The organism is Anaeromyxobacter sp. SG64, assembly GCF_022690745.1.
GTDB classification, from domain to species: domain Bacteria; phylum Myxococcota; class Myxococcia; order Myxococcales; family Anaeromyxobacteraceae; genus Anaeromyxobacter; species Anaeromyxobacter soli.
This window is the reverse complement of record NZ_JALCZB010000006.1, coordinates 1-23,932: the sequence shown is the minus strand read 5'-3', so window position 1 is coordinate 23,932 and position 23,932 is coordinate 1. Positions and strand designations below refer to the sequence as shown.

Sequence of the window (23,932 nt, the reverse complement as noted above, 5' to 3'; positions counted from 1 at the left end):
CGAAGCGAGCCCGCCGGGGCGAAGCCGCTCGCGGCGGCGCACGGGACCCGGCGAGCAGGGGTGGGGCCCCGACGAGCTTCGCTCGGCGGGGCGGGGGCGCAGCCCCCGTTCGAACATGGCTAAACGACAGCGTGATTCGCGTCACCGAAGGTGATCGCGAAGCACGAACTGTCGTTTAGAACGCTTCCAGCACGAGCACGTACACCTCGACGCCCGTCCGGCTCGCGGCCAGGTCGAGCCGGATGTTGGCGCCCTCCTCCGTGAGCCGGAAGCGCAGGCCGGCGCCGCCGGTGACCTGCACGGTCCGCAGCGAGAGGTCCCGGAGCCCCGGGGCGACGGCGCCCGCCGCCGCGAAGGTGGTGGCGCTGAGCCGCCGCCAGACCGGCACCCGCAGCTCCGCCTGCGCCGCCCAGTCGAGCCGGTCGCGGTAACGGCCCTCCCGGACGCCGCGCAGGAAGTGGGTGCTTCCGAGCTTCGGCAAGAGCGTGAACGGTGGGTCGCCGTGGGCGCCCTCGGCGTAGCCGTCGAGCCCGAGCACGCGCCCGCGGCCGAGCCCCAGGAACCGGCTCACCTCCAGGACCCCGCGCCCGAAGCCGTGGCTCCGGCCGAACCCCTCCGGCGCGTAGACGTACCAGGTCTGCGCCAGGGTCCCCGTGGTGGGCCAGAAGGCGCTGTCCCGCGAGTCCCACCGCGCGCTCGCGCCGAGCGCTGCCGCGGAGTAGCCGTTCCACCCGGTGACGTCGCCTTCCGCGAGCGCGCTTCCCGGCCGCCGGTCGCGGATCTCCTCCGCACGGAGGTCCAGGCGCGGCCCGGCGCTCAGGTGCGCGACGATCGGGAACTCGGCGGCGATCACCAGCTCGGCCGCGCGGCGGGTGAAGTCCTCACGCTGCGCGGTCGTGGTGTGCGGGCCTATCCCGTAGAACACGTCGGGGAAGTGGACGACGCGCGCGCGCCCGGACAGGAGCGCACCGCCCGGGAGGTAGACGTCCCCCGCGACGTCCAGCGAGCCCTGCCGCTGCAGCGTGTAGACGGCGCCGGCGAAGAGGCTGCTCGTCCGCGGAGCGCCGTCGAGGTGGAGGTGGAGGCCGCCGCTCACGCCGAAGCCGAGCCGGGTCTCGGGGAGCCAGAACAGGACCGGCAGCGCGAACCAGCGGCTCCCGCGGTGCGTCGCCTCGGCGGCTGCGACGTGCCCGGACTGATGGGCGGAGGTCTCGGCGGACCGCTCTCCGGGCTCGGTCGGCGGCGCCGGAGGAGGCGGCGGCGGAGCTGCTCGAGGGGGTGACTCCTGCGACGCGGGGTCCGTGGCCTGCGACGCCGGCGCCGCCGGTGCGCTGCGCGGTGCGTCCCCCGCCTGCGCGCCCTCAGCGGGCGCCGCCGCGGCCGAGGGATCCGGCGGGGGCAGCTCGGGCGCGCCGGCGCACAGCGCTGCGGATGCGAGGAGGACCAGGGCGACGCTCATGGGTCGAGAACGAAGCTACCGCCGGGCCAGGCGCTGCGCAGGGCGAGGAGCGGGGCCTCCCTCATGGCGCAGAGAAGGCGTCCTCCGGCGCACGGCCCCCGCGGACACCTGCGAGGAGCGGGTCGAGGAGGAGGCCGCGGAGCCGGCGCTCGCGCCAGGCGCCTCGCAAATGCAAGGGGCTCCCCGGAGACGTCCGGGGAGCCCTTCGAGCAAACGCCTTCTGCGGCGCTACTTCATCTTCTCGGCCTTGATCTCCACGGCCAGCGGCTTGTCGTCCTTGAGGTTGAACGACGCCTTCACGTCCTGCCCCTGCCTGAGCTGGGACGCGGCGACGTGCTGGCCGTCGAGCTCGATCTTCGTGTTGTGATCGACGCTCAGCTTGGCCGCCGGCAGCTCGTCGCGACGGACGGTGATCGAGCTCGCAGTGACGGCCTCGATCTTGCCCTTCACCTCGTAGTTGTCCTTGCCCTCGAACATCGGGTGCTTCCGCTCGTCGCGCGCCGCCATCGAGCCGGTGCCCGTGCCCGCCGCGGTGCCCTGACGCATCTCGTCCCTGCGCGCGTCCTGCACCTTCTCCTGGGCCTCCGCCTTCTCCTTGCGGACGTCCTTCTGCGCCTCGGCGGTCTTCTTCTGCGCGTCCGCCTGGGCCTCTGCGGTCTTCTCGTGCGCCTTGGCCTCCGCCTTCTGGACCTTCTCCTGCGCCTCGGCCTCCGCCTTCGCCGGATCCTCCGCCCGGACGCCCTGCGCCCAGGCGAGCGCGGCCAGCGCGCCCACGATTGCGATCTTTCTCATGGTCAACTCCCCTCCCTGTGGCGGGCGTCGCGCCCGCAAGCGAGAAGGTGCGCACTCTCCCGCCGTCCGGGAAACCTGGCGTCTGCGAGCGGGTCGATGCACGCCAGGGGGCGGAGGCGGACGCAGCGGCGCCCGTCCACCCCTCGGCGTTCCATCCGCCCGCGCGGCGCGCGAGGGAGCGAGCCCCTTCTCCGAGCGTGCACCTTCGACTCGGCTCGCCGCGATCGCGACGGCAGGCGCGGCGCGCCTATTCAAGCGCCCCGCGGGCTCCCTCCGCCGCGGGGCTCGAGGGTCGGAAGGCACTAACCGGCCAATCATGCTTCGCGAACAGGCGAGCGAAGCGAGCCCGCCGGGGCGACGCCGCGGAAGCGGCGAAGCCGCTCGCGGCGGCGCACGGGACCCGGCGAGCCGGGGTGGGGTCCCCGACGACGGCGGTCAGCCGTCGGCGGGGCGGGGGCGCAGCCCCCGTTCGAACATCCCTGAACGACAGCGCGATTCGCGTCACCGAAGGTGATCGCGAAGCACGAACTGTCGTTCAGGCGGTTTCGATCCGGGCGGCCTTCTCGAGCCCGAGCTCCTGGATCGCCTGCTCGCGCATGCGGAACTTCTGGACCTTGCCGGTGACCGTCATCGGGAACGCGTCCACGAACTTGTAGTAGCGGGGGATCTTGTAGGTCGCGATCTTGCCGCGGCAGAGCCGCCGGAGATCGTCGCCCGTGAGCGTCACGCCGGGGCGCAGCTTCACCCACGCCATGAGCTCCTCGCCGTACTTCGCGTCCGGCACCCCGATCACCTGCACGTCGGAGACGCCGGGGAGCGTGTAGAGGAACTCCTCCACCTCGCGCGGGAAGACGTTCTCCCCGCCGCGCAGGACCATGTCCTTGATGCGGCCGACGATCTTCACGTAGCCGTCGGCGTCCACCGTGGCGAGATCGCCCGTGTGCATCCAGCGCCCGGTGTCGATCGCGTCGCGCGACGCGGGCGCGTCGTTCCAGTAGCCGATCATCACCGAGTAGCCGCGCGTGCACAGCTCGCCCGGCGTGCCCCGCGGCACGACGCGCCCGGTGGTCGGATCGACGACCTTGATCTCGACGTGCGGGTGGACCTGGCCGACGGTGGTGACCCGCTTCTCGAGCGGATCGTCCGGGCGCGACTGCGTGGACACCGGCGAGGTCTCGGTCATGCCGTAGCAGATCGTGACCTCCGGCATGTGCATGTCCCGCTGGACCCGCTTCATCACCTCGATCGGGCAGGGCGAGCCCGCCATGATGCCGGTGCGGAGCGACGAGAAGTCGAACGCGGAGAACTCCGGGTGGTCGAGCTCGGCGATGAACATCGTCGGGACGCCGTAGAGCGAGGTGCAGCGCTCCTCCTGCACGGTCCGCATCACCGACTGTGGCTCGAAGCTCTCCGCCGGGATCACCATCGCCGCGCCGTGCGTGGTGCAGGCGAGGTTCCCCATCACCATGCCGAAGCAGTGGTAGAAGGGCACCGGGATGCAGACGCGGTCCTCCTCGGTGTAGCGGAGGTACTGCGCGACGAAGTAGCCGTTGTTGAGGATGTTGTGGTGCGAGAGCGTCGCGCCCTTCGGGAAGCCGGTCGTGCCGCTCGTGTACTGGATGTTGATCGGCTCGTCGAACTGCAGGTCGCGCTCGACGCGCGAGAGCTCCTCCTCGGAGAGGCGGCGCGCGTCCTGCCGGAGGTCGGTCCACTCCTCGTCGATGACGATCGTCTGCCGCAGCTCCGGGCAGCGGAGCCGGACCTCCCGCACCATCGTGACGTAGTCGGCCTGGCGGAACGCGCGCGCGAGCAGGAGCGTCGAGACGCCCGCGTGCCGGAGCGCGTACTCGAGCTCGTGCACGCGGTAGGCGGGGTTCACGTTCACGAGGATCGCGCCCACGCGGGCGCAGGCGTACTGGAGCACCACCCACTCGAACCGGTTCGGCGACCAGAGCCCGACGCGGTCGCCCTTGCGCACGCCGCGGACGAGCAGCGCCCGCGCGATCTCGGAGGTCTGCTCCCAGAGCTCGCGGTACGTCGCGCGGTACCCCTGCTGGACCGAGACGAGCGCCTCGCGCTCCGGGAACCGGGTCACGGTGCGGCGCAGGTTCTCCCCGATGGTCTCGCCGAGGAGCGGCGCCGAGGACGGGCCGCTCAGGTAGGAAGGTGCGTACAAAGAGATGCCTCCCGCGCGCGGTTCGCGCAAAGGTCGGCATCGTATTTCGGCGGGCGAGCGGCCGCTAGACCCTGCGCGTCAGGGCAGGAGCACCACCGACCCGGTGGTCTCGCGCGCCGCGAGCGCCCGCTGCGCGTCGGCGGCCTCCGCGAGCGGCAGGGTCCGGCCGATCTGCACCCTCACCTTCCCGGTCCGCAGCATCTCGAAGAGCGCGGCGGCCCCGCGCTCGAGGTCCTCCCGCCGGGCGATGTACGTGAAGACCGACGGCCGCGTGAGGAAGAGCGAGCCCTTCCGCCCGAGCACGGCGGGGTCGAACGGCGGGACCGACCCGGAGGCGTTCCCGAAGAGGACCATCAGCCCGAGGGGCGAGAGGCAGTCGAGCGATCCGTCGAAGGTGGCCTTGCCGACGGAGTCGTAGACGACCGGGACGCCCGCGCCGCCGGTGATCTCGCGCACGCGCCTCGGGAAGTCCTCGCGCGTGTAGACGATCACGTGGTCGCAGCCGTGGGCGCGCGCGATCTCCGCCTTCTCGTCCGAGCCGACGGTCCCGATGACGGTCGCGCCGAGCGCCTTCAGCCACTGCACCGCGATGAGCCCGACGCCGCCGGCGGCGGCCTGCAGGAGCACCGTCTCTCCCGCACGGACCGCGTGCGTGCGCCGCACCAGCGCGTGCACCGTGAGCCCCTTCGTCAGGACCGCCGCGGCCGTGCGATCGGCGATGTCGTCGGGCAGCTTCACGAGCCGGTCCGCCGGGACGAGCCGCACCTCCGAGTACGAGCCCGGCGGCCCGGTGTAGGCCACGCGATCGCCGGCGTGCACGTGCGTGACGCCGGCGCCGACCGCCTCCACCACGCCGGCGCCCTCGACCCCGACGCCGGACGGGAGCGGCAGCGGGTAGAGCCCGGAGCGGTGGTAGATGTCGACGAAGTTCACGCCGATCGCGGTGTGGCGGACGCGCGCCTCGCCCGCGCCGGGCGCGCCGACCTGGACGTCCTCGAGCCGGAGCACCTCCGGCCCGCCGGTCTCGTGGAAGCGGATGGCCCTGGGCATGCCCGGCTCCTAACCTTGGGCGGCGCGGCACGCCAGGGCCCGCCCGGCGCGGGCGAGGCCGAGAAAATCAGGGGAGCAGGCAGGCGGAGCCCCATCGGCGTGCCGACACTGTCCCCGCCATGCGCCCCGCCAACCACCTCCTCGCACCTCGGCCGTCCGTCCTCCTCCTCGCCGCGTCGGCCCTCGGGGCGCTCCTGGCGTGCGGCGGCGCGGGCGGTCCGCCCTCCTCGGGCGCCACCGCCGGCGCGGCGGGTCCCGATGTGCCACCGCCGCCGTCCTCCAGCCCCATCGCCGCGTCGGGCGCGCCCGGAGCGGCCTCCCTGGACCTCGAGCGGCTCGACGCCGCCGCCGAGTGCGACGCGCTCGTCCCCACCGCTGCGCCCGAGCCGGTGACCGTCCGGCTGACCGCCCCCGCGGGCGGTACCTGCGTCGCCGGCAGCGCCGACGGGACCGGCGCGGTCGCGCTCGGCGTGCGCGACGCGGCGGGTGCGCTCACCTGGCAGGCGCGCTCCCGCGACGGTAGCCCGCTGGGCACCTTCGCGGCCGAGGCGCTCGTCGCCGCGCCGGACGGCTGGCAGGGGCTCGCCGGAGCGGCCGGCACGGTCGAGCACGTCTCGATCGCGCCCGACGGGCGGGTGCGCCGCGCCTCCCCGATCTCGCCGGACCCGGCGCTGCGCACCGGCTTCCGCTCGAGGCTGGCGCAGGATCCCCAGGGCGGGAGCGTGGTGCTGTTCCGCTCGGTCACGGTGGCCGGCAACCACTGGAACGCGCTCGACGCGTTCCGCTTCGACGCGAGCGGGGCGCCCCGCTGGCCCGAGGCGGTGCCGGTGTCGTCCGACCCCGACGCGGCGGAGCCGTACTTCATGGCCGCCGGCGTCTCCATCACCGGCGCCGCGCTCATGCTCTTCCAGGACTCCGCCTACCTCCGCGCGCACTGGGTCGAGCCCTCGGGCGCGGCGGTGGCCGACGCCGGCGAGCCCGAGGCCTCCGCCGCCGTCGTCGGCGAGGGGCTCAGCCACGACGTGGACGTCGCGCCGCTCCTCGACGGCGGGCTCGCGGTCCGCTCGGACGGGAGCTGGCTGCGCCGCTACGCGCCGCTCGCCGCGCGCTCGGAGCCCCTGCCGGCCTGGCTCGCGGAGCGCGCGCGCTGGGGGTACCGCCTCACGCGCGGCAACGCGGGCTACGCCGCCCTGGAGCCCGCCGGCGTGGCCGCGCCCGACTGCGTGCAGCGGATCGAGCTCGTCGCGCCCTCGGGCCGGCTCTGCGGTCGCATCACGATCCGTGAGGGCGCCCAGGGCTGCACGACCGGCGCCCTCGACCAGGGCTGGGACGGGACGGTGGTGCAGCAGTCCGGCAAGGACGCGTGCACGTTCCGCTGGTGGCCCGCGCTGCTCGCCCGCGGCTGAGGGCCCGACGGCCGGCCCCGGCCGAACCCTCCATCCCTCCCGCGGCTCTCATCGGGCGGCGGCCTCTCGCCGCCCCCGCAGCCGGAGGAACGCCGTGCGCTCGAGCCTCATCGCCGTGGCAGCCGTCCTCGCCGCGCTCGTCCTGCCGGGCGCGGCCGGCGCCCAGGTCAGGACCGTCGGCGCCGACGAGGTCCGGGCGCTCGTCTCCGGCGCGCGGAAGGCCGTCCTCGTGGACAGCCGCAGCCCCGAGGAGTACGCCGAGGCCCACCTGCCGGGCGCCATAAGCATCCCGGCGGCGTGGACGAAGGCGTACCAGGGCTCCCTCCCGAAGGACCGCGCGGCGCCCATCGTCTTCTACTGCCGCGGCGGCGGCTGAACGCTGAGCCAGGAGGCCGCCCGTGCGGCGGCCGAGATGGGCTACAAGAACCTCCACGTCTACCAGGGCGGCCTGCCGGACTGGCTCGGCCGTGGATTGCCGGTGGAGCGCGGCGGGCCGGCGGCGAAGCGCGGCTGACCCTCGACGTCCGCGCCGCGGCCGCCGGTGGCTCAGCGGAGCGCGTCCATGAGGGCGTCGAGCACCTCCCGCGGCGGCCGCACCGCCTCCGCGGGCAGCGTCGCGAGCGGCGCGTCCACGAGGTTCAGGAGATCGACGAGGCTCGGCGCCTTCGCGTCCACGAAGAGCACGCCGGTGAGCACGTCGCCGCCCGCCTGCGCCTCGACGAGGCGCGACATCGCCCGGCCGCGGTCGCGCGGATCGTACCCCTCCTCCAGCTTGCGCAGCCGCAGGTGCGAGCCGTCGTGCATCGTCACGTCCACGGTGGTCCCCGGGTCGTACTCGACCGCGAGGTCCTCGAACGCCGGCACGAACTGGAGCTCGTGCAGCGGGACGTCGTGCTCCTTCATGTACGCGTAGGACTTGGTCGAGCCCTCGTGGTCGTTGAACGTGACGCAGGGCGAGACCACGTCGAGCATCGCCGTCCCCCGGTGCGCGAGCGCCGCCCGCAGCATGGCCGAGAGCTGGCGCTTGTCGCCCGAGAAGGAGCGGCCGACGAACGTGGCGCCGAGCTGGATCGCGAGCGTGCAGAGGTCGATGGCGGGCAGGTCGTTCTGCACGCCGGTCTTGAGCTTCGCCCCGAGATCGGCCGTCGCCGAGAACTGCCCCTTCGTGAGCCCGTACACGCCGTTGTTCTCGACGACGTAGAGGATCGGGAGGTTCCGGCGCATGAGGTGCACGAACTGGCCGATCCCGATGGAGGCGGTGTCCCCGTCGCCGGAGACGCCGAGCGCGAGGAGCTCGCGGTTCGCGAGGACCGCGCCGGTCGCGACGGACGGCATGCGCCCGTGCAGCGCGTTGAACGCGTGCGAGCGGCTCATGAAGTAGGCGGGGCTCTTCGACGAGCAGCCGATCCCGGAGAGCTTGGCGACGCGCTCGGGGGGCACCCCCATCTCGTACATCGCCTCCAGGATGCGCTCGGAGATCGCGTTGTGGCCGCAGCCGGCGCAGAGCGTGCTCTTCGCGCCCTTGTACTCGACGACGCTGAGGCCGAGCCGGTTGGTGCGCGGGGCGGCGGGGGTCGCGGGGGTGGCCATGTCAGCGCGCCTCCTCGGCGCGGATCGCGTCGGACACCGTGCGGGCGTCGAGCGGCAGCCCGTCGAGGTGCGGGACGGGGCGGAGCCGCGGGACGAGCGCGGCCGGCAGATCGAGCTTCAGCAGCGCCGCGAGCTGCCCGTCGCGGTTCTGCTCCACCACGTACACCCGCTCGTGCGCCTCCACGAACTCGCGCACCTCGCGCGAGAACGGGTAGGCGCGCACGCGCAGGTAGTCGGAGTCGAGCCCCGCCTCGCGGCGGAGCTGATCGCGCGCCTCGCGGAGCGCCGGATCGGAGGAGCCGTAGGCGAGGAGGCCGAGCTTCGCCTCGCCGGAGCCCTCCCGCACCGGCGCGGGCAGGAGGTCGCGCGCGCCGTCGAGCTTCTTCTCGAGCCGGGCGAGGTTCCGCTCGAACGTGCGCGGGTCCTCGCTGTAGGCGGCCTGCTCGTCGTGGCCCGTGCCGCGCGTGAAGTAGGCGGCCTTCGGGTGCGGCGTGCCCGGCAGCGTGCGCCAGCCGATCCCGTCGCCGTCCACGTCGGCGTACCGCGCGAATCCGCCCAGCCGGTCGAGGTCGTCCTTCCCGAGCACCTTCCCGCGATCGAGCGGGCGCGCCGGGTACGGGAAGGGGTCGGACATCCACACGTTCATGCCGAGATCGAGGTCGGTCATCACGAACACCGGCGTCTGGAGGCGCTCGGCGAGATCGAACGCGTCCACCCCCATCGTGAAGCACTCCTCGACCGACCCCGGGAAGAGCAGCACGTGGCGCGTGTCGCCGTGGGAGAGGAACGCCGTCGAGAGCACGTCGCCCTGGGCGGTGCGCGTGGGGAGCCCCGTCGACGGGCCGACCCGCTGGACGTCGAAGATCACCGCGGGGATCTCCGCGTAGTACGCGAGCCCGGCGAACTCGCTCATGAGGGAGACGCCCGGTCCGGCCGTGGCGGTCATCGCCCGCGCGCCGGCCCAGCCCGCCCCGATGGCCATCCCCACCGCCGCGAGCTCGTCCTCGGCCTGCACCACCGCGAAGGTCGCCTTGCCGTCCGGGCCGATGCGGTACCTGCGGAGGTGGCCGATGAGCGTCTCGACGAGCGAGGACGAGGGCGTGATGGGGTACCAGGCGACGACCGTGACGCCCGCGAAGAGGGCGCCCATCGCCGCCGCGGCGTTGCCGTCCACCAGGATCTTCCCCGCCGTCCGGTCCATCCGGCGCACGACCAGCGGATCGCGCTTCTCGAGCGTCGCCGCGTGGTCGAAGCCGGCCCGCGCCGCCGCGACGTTCAGGTCGCGGGCCCTGGGCTTGCCCGGAAACTGCTTCTCGATGGCGTGCTCCACCTCGCCGAGGTCGAGGTCGAGCAGCCGCGCGAGGACGCCCACGTACGCCATGTTGCGGAGGAGCCGCCGGAGCTTCGGCTCCTTCGTGAGCGGCTCGACGAGCGCGTCGAACGCCACCGGGTAGTACACGAGGTCGGGCCGGAGCTCCGCGAGCGCGAGCGGCGCGTCGTAGACCACCGCCGCGCCGGCGGAGAGCCCGAGCACGTCGTCGCGCGCCGTCTCGGGGTTCATCGCGACGAGGAGGTCCACCTCCTTCTTCCGCGCGATCCAGCCGTCCCGCGAGGCGCGGATCGTGTACCAGGTCGGCAGGCCCGCGATGTTCGACGGGAACAGGTTCTTGCCGGAGACCGGCACGCCCATCTGGAAGATCGCCCGCAGGAGCACGGTGTTCGAGCTCTGCGAGCCCGAGCCGTTCGCGGTCGCGACCTGGATCGAGAAGTCGTTCACCCGCGCGCCACCGTCCGGCCGGGCGGCCGGCAGTGGCGCGACGGAGCTGTCCGGGGACGCCATCGTGCGCTCCTCCATCTGCTTCATAGAGGGAGCGACATCTGGCCGCAGGAGCTTCTGCTGGGCGGGGTCGGCGGGCGGGTCGAGCGGGCAATGCCGCCCGGAGTCCGCCGGGTGCGCGCTCCCTCCGAGGGGCGTCGCGATCGGGCCTCGCCGGGGAGGCCTAGCGCCCGAGATGCAGCGCCAGGTCCCGATCGAGCCCGGCGAGGTGCTCGCGCAGCCAGTCGGAGAGCCAGTTGTGGAGCGCGAGGCCGGCGGCGGCGCTGCCGCCGTCGCGCGCGTGGGCTCGGAGGTGGCCCTCGAGCTCACCCCGGAAGCGGGCGTGCGCGGCGCGGTGCTCCTCGAGGCGCGGGTAGCCGGCGGCGACCATGAGCCGCTCCTCCGCGAGGAAGTGCCGCTCCGCGTAGCCGGCGAGGTACGTGAACAGCGCCTCGACCCCCGCCCGATCGCCCGTGCGCAGCGCGCGCACGAGCCGCTCGGCCCGGTGGAACAGCTCGACGTGGTCGGCGTCGATCTCCGCGACCCCGACCGCGAGCGACGGGCTCCACTCGAGCGGCATGCCCGACGAGTGCGCCCATCGCGACGATCCGTCAACGTCGCGGCCGCGCGCCTTTCGGGCATGCGCCGCGGCGCGCAGCGCGGCCGCCTTCCCGGCCGGCCCGGCCGGTCACGCGAGCACGAGGAGGAGGTCCTCCTTCTCCACCTTGTCGCCCTCCTTGAAGCGGACCTCGGCGACGGTGCAGTCCGCCTTCGCCTTCACGTTCGTCTCCATCTTCATCGCCTCGGTGACGAGCAGCACCGCGCCGGCCTTCACCTGCTCGCCGGCCTTCACGTTCACCTTCACGACCTTGCCGGGCATGGGGGCGCCGACGTGGGCGGGGTTCCCGCGCTCGGCCTTCGGCCGGGCCTGGGCCCCCTGCGCCGCGGACTGGTCGCGCACGGTGATGGTGCGCGCCTCGCCGTTCAGCTCGAAGAAGAGATCGCGCGTGCCGTCCTTCTCGAGCTTGCCGACGGTCACGAGGCGCACGATGAGCGTCTTGCCGGGCTCGATCTCGATCGAGGTCTCCTGCCCCGGCTCGAGCCCGTAGAGGAACACCGGCGTCGGGACGACCGAGGTGTCCGAGAACTCCTCGCGGTGACGCACGAGGTCCGGCCACACGTTCGGGTAGAGCAGCCACGACACGAGCGCCTTGTCGTCCACCGGTACGCCGGCGCGCTCCGCCGCGCGCGCCCGCTCGCGCTCCAGGTCGGCGGGCTCGAGCAGCTCGCCCGGGCGGCGCGTGATGGGCTCCTGGTCCTTCAGGATCACCCGGCGGAGCTCCTCCGGGAAGCCGCCGTGAGGCTGGCCGAGCATGCCCCTCGCGAGGCCGACCACCGACTCCGGGAAGGCGAGATCCCTGCCCTTCTCCGTGAAGAGGTCCTCGGGCTCGAGGCCGTTCTTCACGAGGAACATGGCCATGTCGCCCACGACCTTGGACGACGGCGTCACCTTGACGATGTCCCCGAAGAGCAGGTTCACCTTCCGGTACATGTCCTTGCACTCCTCCCACCGGTCGAGGAGGCCGAGCCCGGCCACCTGCGGCTTGTAGTTGGAGTACTGGCCGCCGGGGATCTCGTGGCGATAGACCTCGGCGGTCCCGCTCCGCAGCCCGGACTCGAAGGGCGCGTACCACTCGCGCACCGTCTCCCAGTAAGCGGCGAGCTCCTGCAGGCCGCCCTCGTCGAGCGCCGGGTCCCGCTCCTCGCCGCGCAGGACGGCCGCGAGCGAGTTCAGGTTGGGCTGGGCGGTGAGGCCGGAGAGGGGCGCGAGCGCCGCGTCCACCACGTCCACGCCCGCCCGCGCCGCCTCGAGCAGCGTCGCGGACGCCACGCCGGAGGTGTCGTGGGTGTGCAGGTGGACGGGGATGCCCACCGCCTCCTTGAGCGCCTTCACCAGCTTCGCCGCGGCGAAGGGCTTCAGGAGCCCCGCCATGTCCTTCACCGCGAGGAAGTGTGCGCCCATGCGCTCGAGCTCCTTCGCGAGCTTCACGTAGTAGTCGAGCGGGTACTTGTCGCGCCGCGGATCGCTGATGTCGCCCGTGTAGCAGAGCGCCGCCTCCAGCACGGCGTTCTTCTGCCGCCGCACCGCCTCGCAGGCGACCGTCATGCCCTTCGTCCAGTTGAGCGAGTCGAAGACGCGGAAGACGTCCACCCCGCTCCTCGCGGCCTCCTCCACGAACCGCTCGACCACGTTGTCAGGGTAGTTCGTGTACCCGACCGCGTTCGAGCCGCGGAGCAGCATCTGGAAGAGGACGTTCGGGATCGCGGCGCGGAGCTTGTGGAGCCGCTCCCAGGGGTCCTCCTTGAGGAAGCGCATCGACACGTCGAACGTCGCGCCTCCCCACAGCTCGAGCGAGAAGAGCCCTGCGGCGAGGCGGGCGGTGGCGGGGGCGATGCGGACCAGGTCGTCGGTGCGCACGCGCGTCGCGAGCAGCGACTGGTGCGCGTCGCGCATGGTGGTGTCGGTGAAGAGCAGCCGCCGCTCCTCGAGCGCCCAGCGCGCGAGCCCCTCCGGCCCGCGCTCGAGGAGGAGGTCGCGCGATCCCTTCGGCGGGCGGCCCGACATCTCCACCTTCGGCAGGCGCGGCTCGCGGAGCTCCGCCGAGCGGAGCGGCTTCGCCACGCCGGGCGAGCCGTTCACGATCACCTCGCCGAGGTAGCGCAGGAGCTTCGTGCCGCGGTCCTTCTTGACCTTGGCCTGCATGAGCTCCGGGTGCCCCTCGATGAACGATGTGTCGCAGTCGCCCGCCAGGAACACGGGGTGGCGCGCGACGTTCTCGAGGAAGGCGATGTTGGTCTTCACCCCGCGGACGCGGAACTCCTGGAGCGAGCGGTCCATCACCCGCGCCGCCGCGCCGAGCGTCAGCCCCCAGGTGGTGATCTTCACGAGCAGCGAGTCGTAGTGCGGCGTGATAACCGCGCCGGTGAAGGCGCTGCCCGCGTCGAGCCGCACGCCGAACCCGCCCGGCGAGCGGTACGCCTTCAGCACCCCGTAGTCGGGCGCGAAGCCGTTCTGCGGGTCCTCGGTGGTGATGCGGCACTGGATGGCGAAGCCTCGGCGCTGCACGTCCTCCTGCCGCGCGATGCCGATCTCCGGATCGGAGAGCTTCTTCCCCTGGGCCACGAGGAGCTGCGCCTGCACGAGGTTGCGGCCGGTGATGCTCTCCGTGACCGTGTGCTCCACCTGGATGCGCGGGTTCACCTCGATGAAGTAGTGCCGCCCCTCGCGGTCCACGAGGAACTCCACCGTGCCGGCGTTCCGGTACGCCACGCTGCGCGCGATCTTGAGCGCGTCCTCGCAGATCGCCGCGCGCTGCGCCTCGGAGAGCGCGAGCGAGGGCGCGAACTCGACGACCTTCTGGTGCCGGCGCTGGATCGAGCAGTCACGCTCGAACAGGTGGACGAGGTTCCCGTGGTGGTCGCCGAGGATCTGCACCTCGATGTGCTTCGGCCGCTCGATGTACCGCTCGAGGAAGACGGCCGGGTTGCCGAACGCCGCGCCCGCCTCGCTGCGCGCCGACACGAGCCCCTCGACGAGCTCGCGCTGGTTGCGGGCGACGCGCATGCCGCGCCCGCCGCCGCCCGCGCTCGCCTTGATGATGATGGGGTAGCCGTGCTCGCGCGCGAAGACGAGCGCCTCCTCGTCGTGCGCGATCGGCTCGGCGGTGCCGGGCACGACCGGTACGCCCGCCGCCTGCGCCGCCTTGCGGCCCGCCACCTTGTCGCCCAGCCGGCGCTGCATCTCCGGCGTCGGCCCCACGAAGACGATGCCGGCCCGCTCGCACGCCTCGGCGAACTCCGCGTTCTCGGAGAGGAAGCCGTAGCCGGGGTGGATCGCGTCCACCTCGAGCCGCTTCGCGAGCGCGACGATCTCCTCGATGCCGAGGTACGCGTCGATGGGCTTCTTGCCCTTGCCGACGAGGTACGCCTCGTCCGCCTTGTAGCGGTGCAGCGAGAGGCGGTCCTCCTCCGAGTAGATCGCGATCGTCTGGATCCCGAGCTCGGTGCAGGCGCGGAAGATGCGGATGGCGATCTCGCCACGGTTGGCGGCCATCACTCTCTTGAACGGGACGGGCATGTGCGGCTCCTCGAAGCGAACGGTGGACGCCCACCCGTCGCGGCGGCGCGGGCGTCGGGGTCTCGGGTGTCGTTCGCTGCTGGCCGCCCGGCCTGCCGGAGCAGGCGCGGTTGCGAGGAGGATCAAGTCGGGCTTGGCGAGCCTCGGCTCGGTCCAGCGCGTCCTACGTGCGGCAATGGAGCACAGTTCGACGCGACGTGTCGAGGGGTCCGTGAGCCACGCGGACGTGATTCTGGAGTCGAGCGGCGGGGGATGGGCGGGGCCGCCGCGCCGGCGGCCCGAGGACGGGGGAAACGGGCCGGCGAGCGGTGATTCCGGGCTTTGTCCGGGGATTTCGAGGCCCTGGGGCGGCCGGATGGCGCGGCGTCGGCCCCGCGGGCCATCGAAAGCCGGACGACGAATCTTCACCCATCGTGACTTGATTGAGCGGACGTCGACCGCCACCGTGCGCCGCCACCCTCGCGGCGCTCCGCGGGCAGCGCAGCTCTTTGCCGCACGACACGGCTGCACGGGCCTGACGGAGCGGCGTGGCAGGATCGCGCAGTGGGCAAGATCTCCGCTGCGATTCTCGACACCGCCGAGCCCTTCATCACGGCGCTACCAGATCACGCCTCGGCCGTGGCGCGCGAGGACGCCATCCGCCTCGGCGTCCTCATCTGGAATGCGCTCGTGTGCCAGCGCCTTGGCGATCCCGAGCCCTTTCGAGAAGCGCTCGCGCGGTTCCGCGCGCTGCCCGAGCCGCAGTGCACGGTGATGGCCACGCTCGTGGCCCAGGTCGTCGAGCGCAAGGTGGAGCGATACGCCGACGACGTACGGATGGTGCGCGACTGGAAGCTCACCCAGCGCGAGAACGGCGAGGCGACGCTCTGGGCCGAAGCCGTCACGTCACGTCCGTAGCCTGACCCCGCGCACAATCGCATCGAGATGGGGCGCGCGGCGGGGGGCGAGCTCTTCGATGCCGAACGTCAGGGGCACGTGGCAACGTTCGCCCAATCAAGTTGCTCAGGGTGAACCCCATGGCCTCCCGCACCCCTCAGCTGCCCCTCCTGCTCCCGCCCCGGCCAGGCTGGGGCGGTGCGCGTCCGAACGCTGGGCGGAAGCCACGCGGTGAGAAGCCGGGGCTGCCGCATCGGACGCGCGTTCAGGTCGACCCGCGCACGCCGCTCCACGTGACGCTTCGCACGCGAGCGCACGTGTGGAACCTGCGGAGCCGGCGCTGCTACGCGATCTTCGCGGGTGCGCTTCGCGCCGTCGCCGGACGAACGGACTTCCGCGTCGTGCACTTCTCCGTCCAGGGGAACCACCTGCACCTCGTCGTCGAGGCGGACGACGCGCGAGCGCTCGCGGGCGGGATGAAGGCGGTCTCGGGACGGGTCGCGCTGGGGCTCAACGCGCTCATGGAGAAGCGCGGGCCCGTCTTCACGGATCGCTATCACGCGCACGCCCTCCGCACGCTGGCCGAGGTCCGAAACGCGCTCCGGTACGTTCTCGGCAACTTCTCGAGTCACGCGTTGCGGCGCGGGAAGGCGGTGCCGGCGAGCTACGTGGACGCCTACTCGTCCGCCGCGGCGCGCTGCCCCGACGGCGAGCCGCCGCCGGTGGCGGCGCCGCGCACGTGGGTGCTGCAGGTGTGCGGCGGGCCGAGTTCCGCGCGGAGCCGGGCCGGCCTCGCGGCCGGCTCGTGAGGCGGAGGGAGGCGAGCGCGTCGCCCCCCTCCGCCCGAGCACGGCGCGCGGGCGCGGCCGCGTCAGCGCATCCCCATCACCGCGTCCGGGAGCCAGGTCGCGATCCCGGGGAAGACGCACAGGAGCACGACCGCCACCACCATGAGGCCCACGAACGGCATCACGCCCCAGACGACGTCGCGGAGCGGGATGTCCGGCGCGACGTTGTTGATGACGAAGATGTTGAGGCCGACCGGCGGGTGGATGAGCCCCATCTCCATCACCACGGTCATCACCACGCCGAACCAGACCAGGTCGAACCCGGCCGCCTTGAGGGGCGGCAGGATGATCGGCGCGGTCATGAGGATGATCGAGACCGGCGGCAGGAAGAAGCCGAGCACCACCACGAACACGAGGATGGCCGCGAGGAGCACCCAGCGCGAGAGGTGCATGGCCACGATCCACTCGGCGGCCGACTGGCTGATGTGCAGGTAGCTCATCACGTACGAGTACAGGAGCGACATGCCGATGATGAACAGCAGCATGGTCGACTCCTTGAGCGTCCCCGCGAAGATCGGCTTCAGGTCGCGCGGGCGCCACATGCGGTAGATGATCCCCACCAGCACGAGCGCCAGGATCGCGCCGAGGCCCGCGGTCTCGGAGGGCGTGGCGAAGCCGCCGTACAGCGCGACCATGACGCCGACCAGCAGGACCACGAAGGGGAGGACCTTCGGCAGCATCCGCGTCTTCTCGGCGAGCGAGAGCTCCGGCTCGTCGAGGTGCGCGGCGCGGACGCCGGTGCGCTCGTAGGTGGCGAGGGCGGCGCGGTACTCCTTCTTGAAGCGGAACACCGTGTAGCCCGCGAACAGGAGCACGAGCAGCGCGCCCGGGCCGATGCCGGCCAGGAAGAGCCGCCCGAGCGACTGCTCCGACGCGACCGCGAAGAGGATCATGGTGATCGACGGCGGCAGGAGGATCCCCAGCGTCCCGCCCGCGGCGATGATCCCCGCCGCGAGCCGGGGGGAGTACCCGCGGGACCGCATCTCGGGGATGCCGGAGCTGCCGATGGCGGACGCGGTCGCCGGGCTCGACCCGGCCATGGCCGCGAACAGCGCGCACGCGAACACGTTGGCGATGCCGAGGCCGCCCGGGATGCGCCGGATCCAGGCGTGGATGGCGGAGTAGAGGTCCGCCCCGGCGCGCGACTTGCCGATGGCCGCGCCCTTCAGGATGAAGAGCGGGATGGAGAGGAGCGTGATGCTCGACATCTCCTCGTAGACGTTCTGGGTGACGGTGTCGAGCGCCGCGCCGGGCATGAAGAAGTACATGAAGACGACCGCCACCATCCCGAGCGCGAAGGCGACCGGCACGCCCGAGAACATCACGAGCAGGGTGGCCGCGCCGTAGAGACCGCCGACGACGGAGACGCTCATTCGGTTGCTCCTTCCGGCGCGAGGCGATGCAGGACCTGCAGCACGAGCTGGAGGGTGAGGAGGGTCATCCCCACCGTCATGAGCGAGTACGGGATCCACATCGGCGGGCCCCACGACGAGGACGACGTCTGGCCGTCCACGACCGCCTCGTGGAGGAGCGCCCAGGACTTCCAGGTGAAGAACGTGCAGAACAGGAGCGACACCAGGTCCGCGACGAGCGCGCGGGCCCGGTTCACGCGGGGCGGCAGGATCGAGGCGAGCGCCGCGATGGCCACGTGCCCCCGCTGCGCCTGGACCTGCGCCGCCGTCAGGAAGGTCGCGCCGACCATGAGGAACACGGCCGCCTCGTCCTGCCAGTCGGTCGGGACCTTGAAGAAGTAGCGGGTGACGACGCTGCCCGTGAGGACGGCCGCCGCGCCGAGGATCGCCAGGGCGGAGACGATCACGGTGTGGCGGTTCAGGGCGGCGAGCGCGCGCATGGCCACGCCGAGGGCGCCCGCGCGCGGCAGCGCCGGCAGCTCGGCTGCCCTGGCCTCGAGCTCGAATCCGTGGCTCACAGGGTCTTCTCCGCGAGCGAGAGGAGCCGGGCGCAGCGCTCGTTGCGCGCGGCGAAGTCCTTCCAGGCGGTGGCGCGGGCGATGTCCTGCCAGCGACGGACGGTGGCCTCGGACAGGTCCACGGGCTTCGCGCCCGCCTTCGCGAACGCCGCCGCGACGAGCTGGTCGTCCGCCTTCGCGGAGTTGACGCCGAACGACTCGAGCTCCGCGCCGACCGTCATGATCACCGACTGCAGGTCCTTCGGCAGCCCGTCGAAGATCGCGCGCGACATGATGAGCGGCTCGAGCATGAACCAGTAGGCCTTCCCGCGACCCGTGACGAGCTGCTTCGCGACCTCCTCCAGGCGGAAGGAGATGAGGCTCGTCGACGAGGTCATGGCCGCGTCGAGCGCCCCCGTCTGCATGCCCGCGTAGATCTCGTTCGAGGGGAGCGAGACCACGGTGGCCCCCGCCTCCTTGAGGACCATGTCCATCTCGCGGCTGCCGCCGCGGACCTTCTGCCCCTTCGCGTCCTGGGGCTCGACGATGGCGCCGCTGCGGCAGGCGACGCCGCCCGCCTGCCAGACCCAGCTCACGATCACGATGCCCTTGTCGGCGAGGAGATCGGTGAGGTACTTGCCCACCTCGCCGTGCTTCCAGGCCATGCCCTGCTCGTACGAGGTCACGACGCCCGGCATGAGGCCGATGTTGAGCTCGGGGACCTCGCCGCCCGCGTACGAGAGCGGGAAGAGGCTCATGTCGAGCGCGCCCTTGCGGGCGGCGCTGAACTGCGCGTTGACCTTCATGAGCGAGGAGCTCGGGTAGACCGTCCCGGTCAGCGCGCCGTTCGTCCGCTTCGCGATCTCGGCCGCGAACCGGCGGCACAGGCGGTCGCGGAAGTCGCCGTCCGTGAGGGTGCCGCCGGGGAACTGGTGCGAGATCTTGAGCTCCGTCGTGCCCGCCGCGAGGGCGCGCCGGCCGACGAGCGCCAGCGCCGGCGAGGCCAGCATTCCGAACAGCAGGTTCCTGCGGGTGAACTGGTGCACGATCGCCTCCGCGCTGCGGGTCAGTGGGTTGGGACGACGGGACGGGACGCTTCGACGGCATACGTTTCGCGCAGCGCGCTCTTCAGGACCTTCCCCATCGCGTTGCGGGGGAGGTGGTCGACGAAGTGCACGTGCTTCGGGACCTTGTAGGAGGCGAGCCGGGCCTTCAGCGCGCCCACAATCCGGCCGGCGTCGAGCGCCGGATCGCGCCGGACCACGACGGCGGTGACCGCCTCGCCGAGGTCGCGGTGGGGCACGCCGATGACGGCCGACTCGACGACGCCGGGGAGCGCGTCGAGGGCGAGCTCGACCTCCTTCGGGTAGACGTTGAACCCGCCGGAGATGACGAGATCGCTCGTCCGACCGACGAGCGTCACGTACCCGTCCTCCGCCACGGTGCCGAGATCGCCGGTGCGGAACCAGCCGTCGGCGGTGAAGGCCTCCGCCGTCTTCTCCGGCTGGCGCCAGTAGCCCTTCATCACCGCGGGGCCGCGGATCTGGAGCACGCCCACCGCGCCCCGGGAGAGCGGCCGGCCCTCGGCGTCGGCGACGCGCAGCTCGACCCCTTCGATGGCCCTCCCGACGCTGCCCGGACGGCGCTCGCCGTCGAGCGGGTTCGAGGTGATGACGACGGCCTCCGTCATGCCGTAGCGCTCGAGCACGGCGTGCCCGGTGCGCTCCGCGAAGGCGCGGCTCGTCTCCGCGAGCAGGGGCGCCGACCCCGAGGTGAAGAGCCGCACGGACCGGCACGCCTCCGGGCCGAACCCGGGCAGATCCAGCAGGCGGGTGTAGAACGTCGGGACGCCCATCATCGCGGTGGCGCGAGGCAGGAGCTCCGCGACGCGCTCGGCCGAGAACCTGGCGAGGAACAGCATCGCGCTGCCGGAGAGCAGCGCGCAGTGCGCGGCGATGAAGAGGCCGTGGGCGTGGAACAGCGGCAGCGCGTGCAGCAGCCGATCGCGTTCGGTGAACCCCCACAGGTTCGTCAGGGCCCGGGCGTTGCTCGCCAGGTTCCCGTGCGTGAGCATCGCGCCCTTCTGCCGCCCGGTCGTCCCGGACGTGTAGAGGATCGCGGCGACGTCGTCGCGCCCGCGGGGCGCGGTGGGGAACGCGTCGTCCTCGGCGGCGGCGCGCTCCGCGAGCGTCCCCTTCCCCGCGGCGTCCAGCGTGAGGCAGGCCGGGACGCCGCACGCGGCGGCCAGCGGCGCCTTGCCCGCCGCGTCGGCCGGATCGAACACGAACGCGGCGGGCGCGGCGTCCTCGAGGAAGTACCGGAGCTCCGCCACCGTGTAGGCGGGGTTCAGCGGGACGTAGATGCCGCCGCGCCGGAGCACCGCCAGGTACAGGCAGTAGGCCTCTGGCGACTTCTCGACCTGGACGGCGACCCGGTCGCCGGGCTCCACCCCGTGCGCGGCGAGCGCGTTCGCGTACCGCCCGATGAGCGACCGCAGCTCGGCGTACGTGAGCCGCCGCCCGCCGTCCGTCTCGATGAAGGTCGCGTCGTCGCGCCCGCGCTCCGTGAGGACGTCGAACAGGTTTTCGCTAGGTGCGTCCGTTCGTCGCATCGTCCCGTCCGTTCGGTCGGCATCGTGCATTCTGTACGCTGTATACAAAGCAACCTGCGACAAAGCGGTCAACCCCCCGTCCGCCCCCTTGTTGGGGCGGGCGGACGAGCGACTCAGGTCGGGATGGCGGGAGGGGCCGCGGCGGCGCGGCGGGCGTAGCGCTCGGCGAGGGCCGAGCACGCGAAGAGCTGAAGCTGGTGGTAGCACATGACCGGCAGCACGATCAGGCCGAGGCCGGGCTGCGCTCCGAACAGCACCTTCGCCATCCCCACTCCCGAGGAGAGCGCCTTCTTCGAGCCGCAGAACACCGCCGCGATCTCGTCCTCCTTCGCGAGCCCCACCCAGCCCGCCACCGCCGTCGTGAGGGCGAGCACGAGGGCGAGGAGCACGGCCGCGCCGGCGAGCGTCAGCGCGAGGACCCCGGGGCCGTGGTGCGACCAAAGGCCCGAGCTCACCGAGTCGCAGAACGCCACGTAGACGATGACGAGGATCACCGCCTTGTCGAGGCGGTGCGCCTGGCGCTCGTGGCGCGCGTAGAAGCCCCCGAGGAGCGGGCGGAGCGCGAGGCCGACGGCGAGCGGGACGAGGATGAGCACGCCGACGGTGAGGATGGAGCGCGCGAGCGGCGGCCGGCCGCCGCCGGACGCGCTCCCGGCGAGGGACACGAGGAGCGGCGTCACGAAGACGCCGAGCACGTTCGACGCGATGGCGTTGAAGATCGCGCCGGGGACGTTGCCGCGCGCGATGCCCGTCATGGCGACGGAGGACGAGATCGTGGACGGCAGCACGCTCAGGTAGAAGAAGCCGAGCAGGAGCGGCCGCGGGAGGAAGCGGCCGAACGTGGCGCCGAGCGCGAGGTACAGGACCGGGAAGACACAGAACGTGAACGCCTGCACGACGGCGTGGAGCCTCCAGCGCAGGAGCCCGGCCTTCAGGCGAGCGGTGTCGAGCCCGAGCCCGTGCAGGAGGAAGATGGCGAAGATCCCGGCGTCGGCCACGCGATCGCCGTGCATCGGACCGCCGGTCCTCCCCGCCCCCGGGAGCGCCGTCGCGAGCACCACCGCGCCGATCATCCCGGCGAGAAACCCGTGTCGCCGCAGCGCGTTACGCTGGCGACCCCCACCTGAGCTCCCGCCTGTCCGCCCGTTCTCCGGTTGAGCTGGCATGTTCTCTGTTGTATACAGCATGCAGAATGCTGAATACCACCACGCGCGCGCCGGTTCCCGCTTCGCCCTGGAGAACACGCCCCGCCGAGAAGGCCCGCCGGCTCGGGCGCGTCGCTCCCTTCGTGGACGGAAAGGCGCTCCGCGCCGACCGGCTGGTGGAGGCGCTCGAGGCGCTCGTCTCTCCCGGCGACCGCGTGGCGCTGGAGGGCGACAACCAGAAGCAGGCGGACTTCCTGTCGCGCTCGCTCGCGCGGGTGGACCCCGCGGCGGTGCACGACGTGCACCTGCTCATCTCCAGCATCAGCCGGCCCGAGCACCTCGCCCTGTTCGAGCACGGGATCGCGCGCAAGGTGGACTTCGCCTTCGCCGGACCGCAGAGCCTCCGGCTCGCGCAGCTGCTCGAGGACGGCAAGCTCGAGATCGGCGCCATCCACACCTACGTCGAGCTCTACGCGCGGATGTTCGTGGACCTCACGCCGAACGTGGCGCTCGTCTGCGCGGACAAGGCGGACGCGCACGGCAACCTCTACACGGGACCGAACACCGAGGACACGCCCACGATCGTGGAGGCGACCGCGTTCCGCCACGGCGTGGTCGTCGCGCAGGTGAACGAGATCGTGGACGAGCTGCCGCGCGTGGACGTCCCGGGCTCCTGGATCGACCTCGTCGTGGTCGCCGACAGGCCCTACGCGGTCGAGCCGCTCTTCACGCGCGACCCGCGGCACATCAACGAGCTGCAGATCCTGATGGGGATGATGGTCATCCGCGGGATCTACGAGCGGCACGGCGTCACCTCGCTCAACCACGGCATCGGGTTCGACACCGCGGCGATCGAGCTCCTCCTGCCGACCTACGGCGAGTCGCTCGGGCTGCGCGGCCGGATCTGCCGGAACTGGGCGCTGAACCCCCACCCCACCCTCATCCCCGCCATCGAGCGCGGCTGGGTGGAGAGCGTCCACTGCTTCGGCAGCGAGGTCGGGATGGAGGACTACGTGCGGGCGCGCCCCGACGTGTTCTTCACCGGCAAGGACGGCAGCCTGCGGTCGAACCGCGTGCTGTGCCAGCTCGCCGGGCAGTACGGCGTGGACCTCTTCATCGGCTCGACGCTCCAGATGGACGCGGACGCGAACTCCTCCACGGTCACGCTCGGCCGCCTCGCCGGGTTCGGCGGTGCGCCGAACATGGGCCACGATCCGCGGGGACGCCGTCACGCGAGCGCGCCGTGGCTCGACCTCATCACGGCGGAGGGAGACGTCGTCCGCGGGCGCAAGATCGTCGTCCAGCTCGCCGAGACCTACCAGAAGGGCGGCCAGCCGGTCTTCGTCGAGTCGCTGGACGCGGTGCAGGTCGGGAAGGCGAGCGGGATGCCGGTCGCGCCCGTGATGATCTACGGCGACGACGTCACGCACGTCGTGACGGAGGAAGGGATCGCCTACCTCTACCGCGCGGACGGGCCGACGGAGCGCCGCGCGGCCCTCGCGGCGGTCGCCGGGGCGACGCCCGTGGGGCTCGGAGCCGACGCCCGGCGGACCGAGGGGCTGCGCCGGCGCGGCATCGTCGCGTTCCCCGAGGACCTCGGCGTGCGCCGCCTCGACGCGAGGCGCTCGCTCCTCGCGGCCCGCAGCATCGACGACCTCGTCGCCTGGTCGGGCGGGCTCTACCGGCCGCCCGCCCGCTTCCGGTCCTGGTGAACGCATGATCGCGATCGCGCACGCGCCGCCCCCTCACGCCTCGCGGCGGGCCGACCGGCTCGCGGACCTGGCGGTGTCGGCGCTCCTCGACGAGGCGGAGCTCACGCCCAAGCCCGGCCTCGTCGACCGTCGCGGCAGCGGCGCGCACGCGGACCTCGACCTCCCGACGATGCGCCGCTCCGCCCACGCGCTCCGCGGCGCCTTCGCCGAGATGGCCCAGGCCGCCCACGGCGCCCGCCCGGCGGACGCGCTGCGCACCACGCTCGGCGCGATCGGCCGCGAGGGCGAGGCCGCCATGCTCGCCGCCACCGGCGGCGCGAACGCGCACCGCGGCGCGATCTGGGCGCTCGGCCTCCTCGTCGCCGGCGCCGCCATCGAGGGCGCCCGCGGCGGGCCCGCGGCGA

Annotated in this window: 19 protein-coding genes; 6 read left to right on the top strand and 13 right to left on the bottom strand. The window is 72.8% G+C overall.

Annotated elements, in window-relative coordinates:
• Positions 1-175 precede the first annotated feature (175 nt).
• The 4 genes from MNZ29_RS03110 to MNZ29_RS03095 all read right to left on the bottom strand — a co-directional run bounded on the left by MNZ29_RS03110 (position 176) and on the right by MNZ29_RS03095 (position 5,477).
• Entirely contained in the window at positions 176-1,459 is a 1,284-nt protein-coding gene (locus MNZ29_RS03110; RefSeq protein ID WP_242334983.1) for an outer membrane protein assembly factor, read from the bottom strand.
• A 228-nt stretch (positions 1,460-1,687) separates the two neighbouring features.
• Positions 1,688-2,251, bottom strand: coding sequence for a DUF5666 domain-containing protein (locus tag MNZ29_RS03105; protein WP_242334985.1), 564 nt, complete (start codon positions 2,249-2,251; stop codon positions 1,688-1,690).
• Between the two features lie 535 nt (positions 2,252-2,786).
• The gene (locus tag MNZ29_RS03100; RefSeq protein ID WP_242334987.1) at positions 2,787-4,427 is read right to left on the bottom strand and encodes an AMP-binding protein; all 1,641 of its coding nucleotides are present in this window, start codon (positions 4,425-4,427) and stop codon (positions 2,787-2,789) included.
• A gap of 78 nt (positions 4,428-4,505) precedes the next feature.
• Complete coding sequence (locus tag MNZ29_RS03095) at positions 4,506-5,477, bottom strand: quinone oxidoreductase (RefSeq protein ID WP_242334990.1); 972 nt, start codon at positions 5,475-5,477, stop codon at positions 4,506-4,508.
• A gap of 119 nt (positions 5,478-5,596) precedes the next feature.
• Here MNZ29_RS03095 and MNZ29_RS03090 point away from each other — a divergent pair, with 119 nt between their 5' ends.
• Both MNZ29_RS03090 and MNZ29_RS03085 read left to right on the top strand, forming a co-directional pair.
• The gene (locus MNZ29_RS03090) at positions 5,597-6,883 is read left to right on the top strand and encodes a hypothetical protein (RefSeq protein ID WP_242334993.1); all 1,287 of its coding nucleotides are present in this window, start codon (positions 5,597-5,599) and stop codon (positions 6,881-6,883) included.
• Between the two features lie 94 nt (positions 6,884-6,977).
• Positions 6,978-7,259, top strand: a complete 282-nt coding sequence (locus MNZ29_RS03085; RefSeq protein WP_242334996.1) for a rhodanese-like domain-containing protein — start codon at positions 6,978-6,980, stop codon at positions 7,257-7,259.
• 170 nt (positions 7,260-7,429) lie between these two features.
• On the opposite strand, the gene MNZ29_RS03080 is transcribed toward MNZ29_RS03085, so the two are convergent.
• The 4 genes from MNZ29_RS03080 to MNZ29_RS03065 all read right to left on the bottom strand — a co-directional run bounded on the left by MNZ29_RS03080 (position 7,430) and on the right by MNZ29_RS03065 (position 14,427).
• Positions 7,430-8,473 (bottom strand): 2-oxoacid:ferredoxin oxidoreductase subunit beta, encoded by a 1,044-nt coding sequence (locus MNZ29_RS03080; protein WP_242334999.1) that lies wholly within the window; start codon positions 8,471-8,473, stop codon positions 7,430-7,432.
• A 1-nt stretch (position 8,474) separates the two neighbouring features.
• On the bottom strand, positions 8,475-10,337 hold the full coding sequence (locus MNZ29_RS03075) for a 2-oxoacid:acceptor oxidoreductase subunit alpha (protein WP_242335002.1): 1,863 nt from the start codon (positions 10,335-10,337) through the stop codon (positions 8,475-8,477).
• A gap of 136 nt (positions 10,338-10,473) precedes the next feature.
• Positions 10,474-10,869 (bottom strand): bacteriohemerythrin, encoded by a 396-nt coding sequence (locus MNZ29_RS03070; protein ID WP_242335005.1) that lies wholly within the window; start codon positions 10,867-10,869, stop codon positions 10,474-10,476.
• A gap of 108 nt (positions 10,870-10,977) precedes the next feature.
• Entirely contained in the window at positions 10,978-14,427 is a 3,450-nt protein-coding gene (locus MNZ29_RS03065; protein ID WP_242352812.1) for a pyruvate carboxylase, read from the bottom strand.
• 543 nt (positions 14,428-14,970) lie between these two features.
• On the opposite strand from MNZ29_RS03065, the gene MNZ29_RS03060 reads away from it, so the two are divergent.
• Together MNZ29_RS03060 and MNZ29_RS03055 are read left to right on the top strand one after the other, a co-directional pair.
• Positions 14,971-15,324 carry a hypothetical protein gene (locus MNZ29_RS03060; RefSeq protein ID WP_242352810.1) on the top strand — a complete coding sequence of 118 codons (354 nt, stop codon included), beginning with the start codon at positions 14,971-14,973 and terminating at the stop codon, positions 15,322-15,324.
• A 272-nt stretch (positions 15,325-15,596) separates the two neighbouring features.
• Positions 15,597-16,112: a transposase gene (locus MNZ29_RS03055; protein WP_242352808.1), complete on the top strand. Its 516-nt coding sequence runs from the start codon at positions 15,597-15,599 to the stop codon at positions 16,110-16,112.
• Positions 16,113-16,174: 62 nt separating this feature from the next.
• Here the strand turns inward: MNZ29_RS03055 and MNZ29_RS03050 are convergent, their stop codons facing one another.
• From MNZ29_RS03050 to MNZ29_RS03030, 5 genes are all read right to left on the bottom strand, one after another.
• Positions 16,175-17,524: a TRAP transporter large permease gene (locus MNZ29_RS03050; protein WP_242335018.1), complete on the bottom strand. Its 1,350-nt coding sequence runs from the start codon at positions 17,522-17,524 to the stop codon at positions 16,175-16,177.
• Positions 17,521-18,081 carry a TRAP transporter small permease gene (locus MNZ29_RS03045; protein ID WP_242335021.1) on the bottom strand — a complete coding sequence of 187 codons (561 nt, stop codon included), beginning with the start codon at positions 18,079-18,081 and terminating at the stop codon, positions 17,521-17,523. The genes MNZ29_RS03050 and MNZ29_RS03045 overlap by 4 nt, the downstream gene beginning before the upstream one ends.
• The gene (gene dctP, locus MNZ29_RS03040) at positions 18,078-19,106 is read right to left on the bottom strand and encodes a TRAP transporter substrate-binding protein DctP (RefSeq protein WP_242335024.1); all 1,029 of its coding nucleotides are present in this window, start codon (positions 19,104-19,106) and stop codon (positions 18,078-18,080) included. The genes MNZ29_RS03045 and dctP overlap by 4 nt, the downstream gene beginning before the upstream one ends.
• 20 nt (positions 19,107-19,126) lie before the next feature.
• The gene (locus tag MNZ29_RS03035) at positions 19,127-20,671 is read right to left on the bottom strand and encodes an AMP-binding protein (RefSeq protein WP_242352806.1); all 1,545 of its coding nucleotides are present in this window, start codon (positions 20,669-20,671) and stop codon (positions 19,127-19,129) included.
• 113 nt (positions 20,672-20,784) lie between these two features.
• Positions 20,785-21,771: a bile acid:sodium symporter family protein gene (locus MNZ29_RS03030; protein WP_277957204.1), complete on the bottom strand. Its 987-nt coding sequence runs from the start codon at positions 21,769-21,771 to the stop codon at positions 20,785-20,787.
• Between the two features lie 92 nt (positions 21,772-21,863).
• Between MNZ29_RS03030 and mdcA the strand changes: the two genes are divergently transcribed.
• Both mdcA and MNZ29_RS03020 read left to right on the top strand, forming a co-directional pair.
• Entirely contained in the window at positions 21,864-23,528 is a 1,665-nt protein-coding gene (mdcA, locus tag MNZ29_RS03025) for a malonate decarboxylase subunit alpha (protein ID WP_242352802.1), read from the top strand.
• A gap of 4 nt (positions 23,529-23,532) precedes the next feature.
• On the top strand, positions 23,533-23,932 hold a 400-nt coding region (locus tag MNZ29_RS03020), incomplete at its 3' end, for a triphosphoribosyl-dephospho-CoA synthase (protein WP_242352800.1).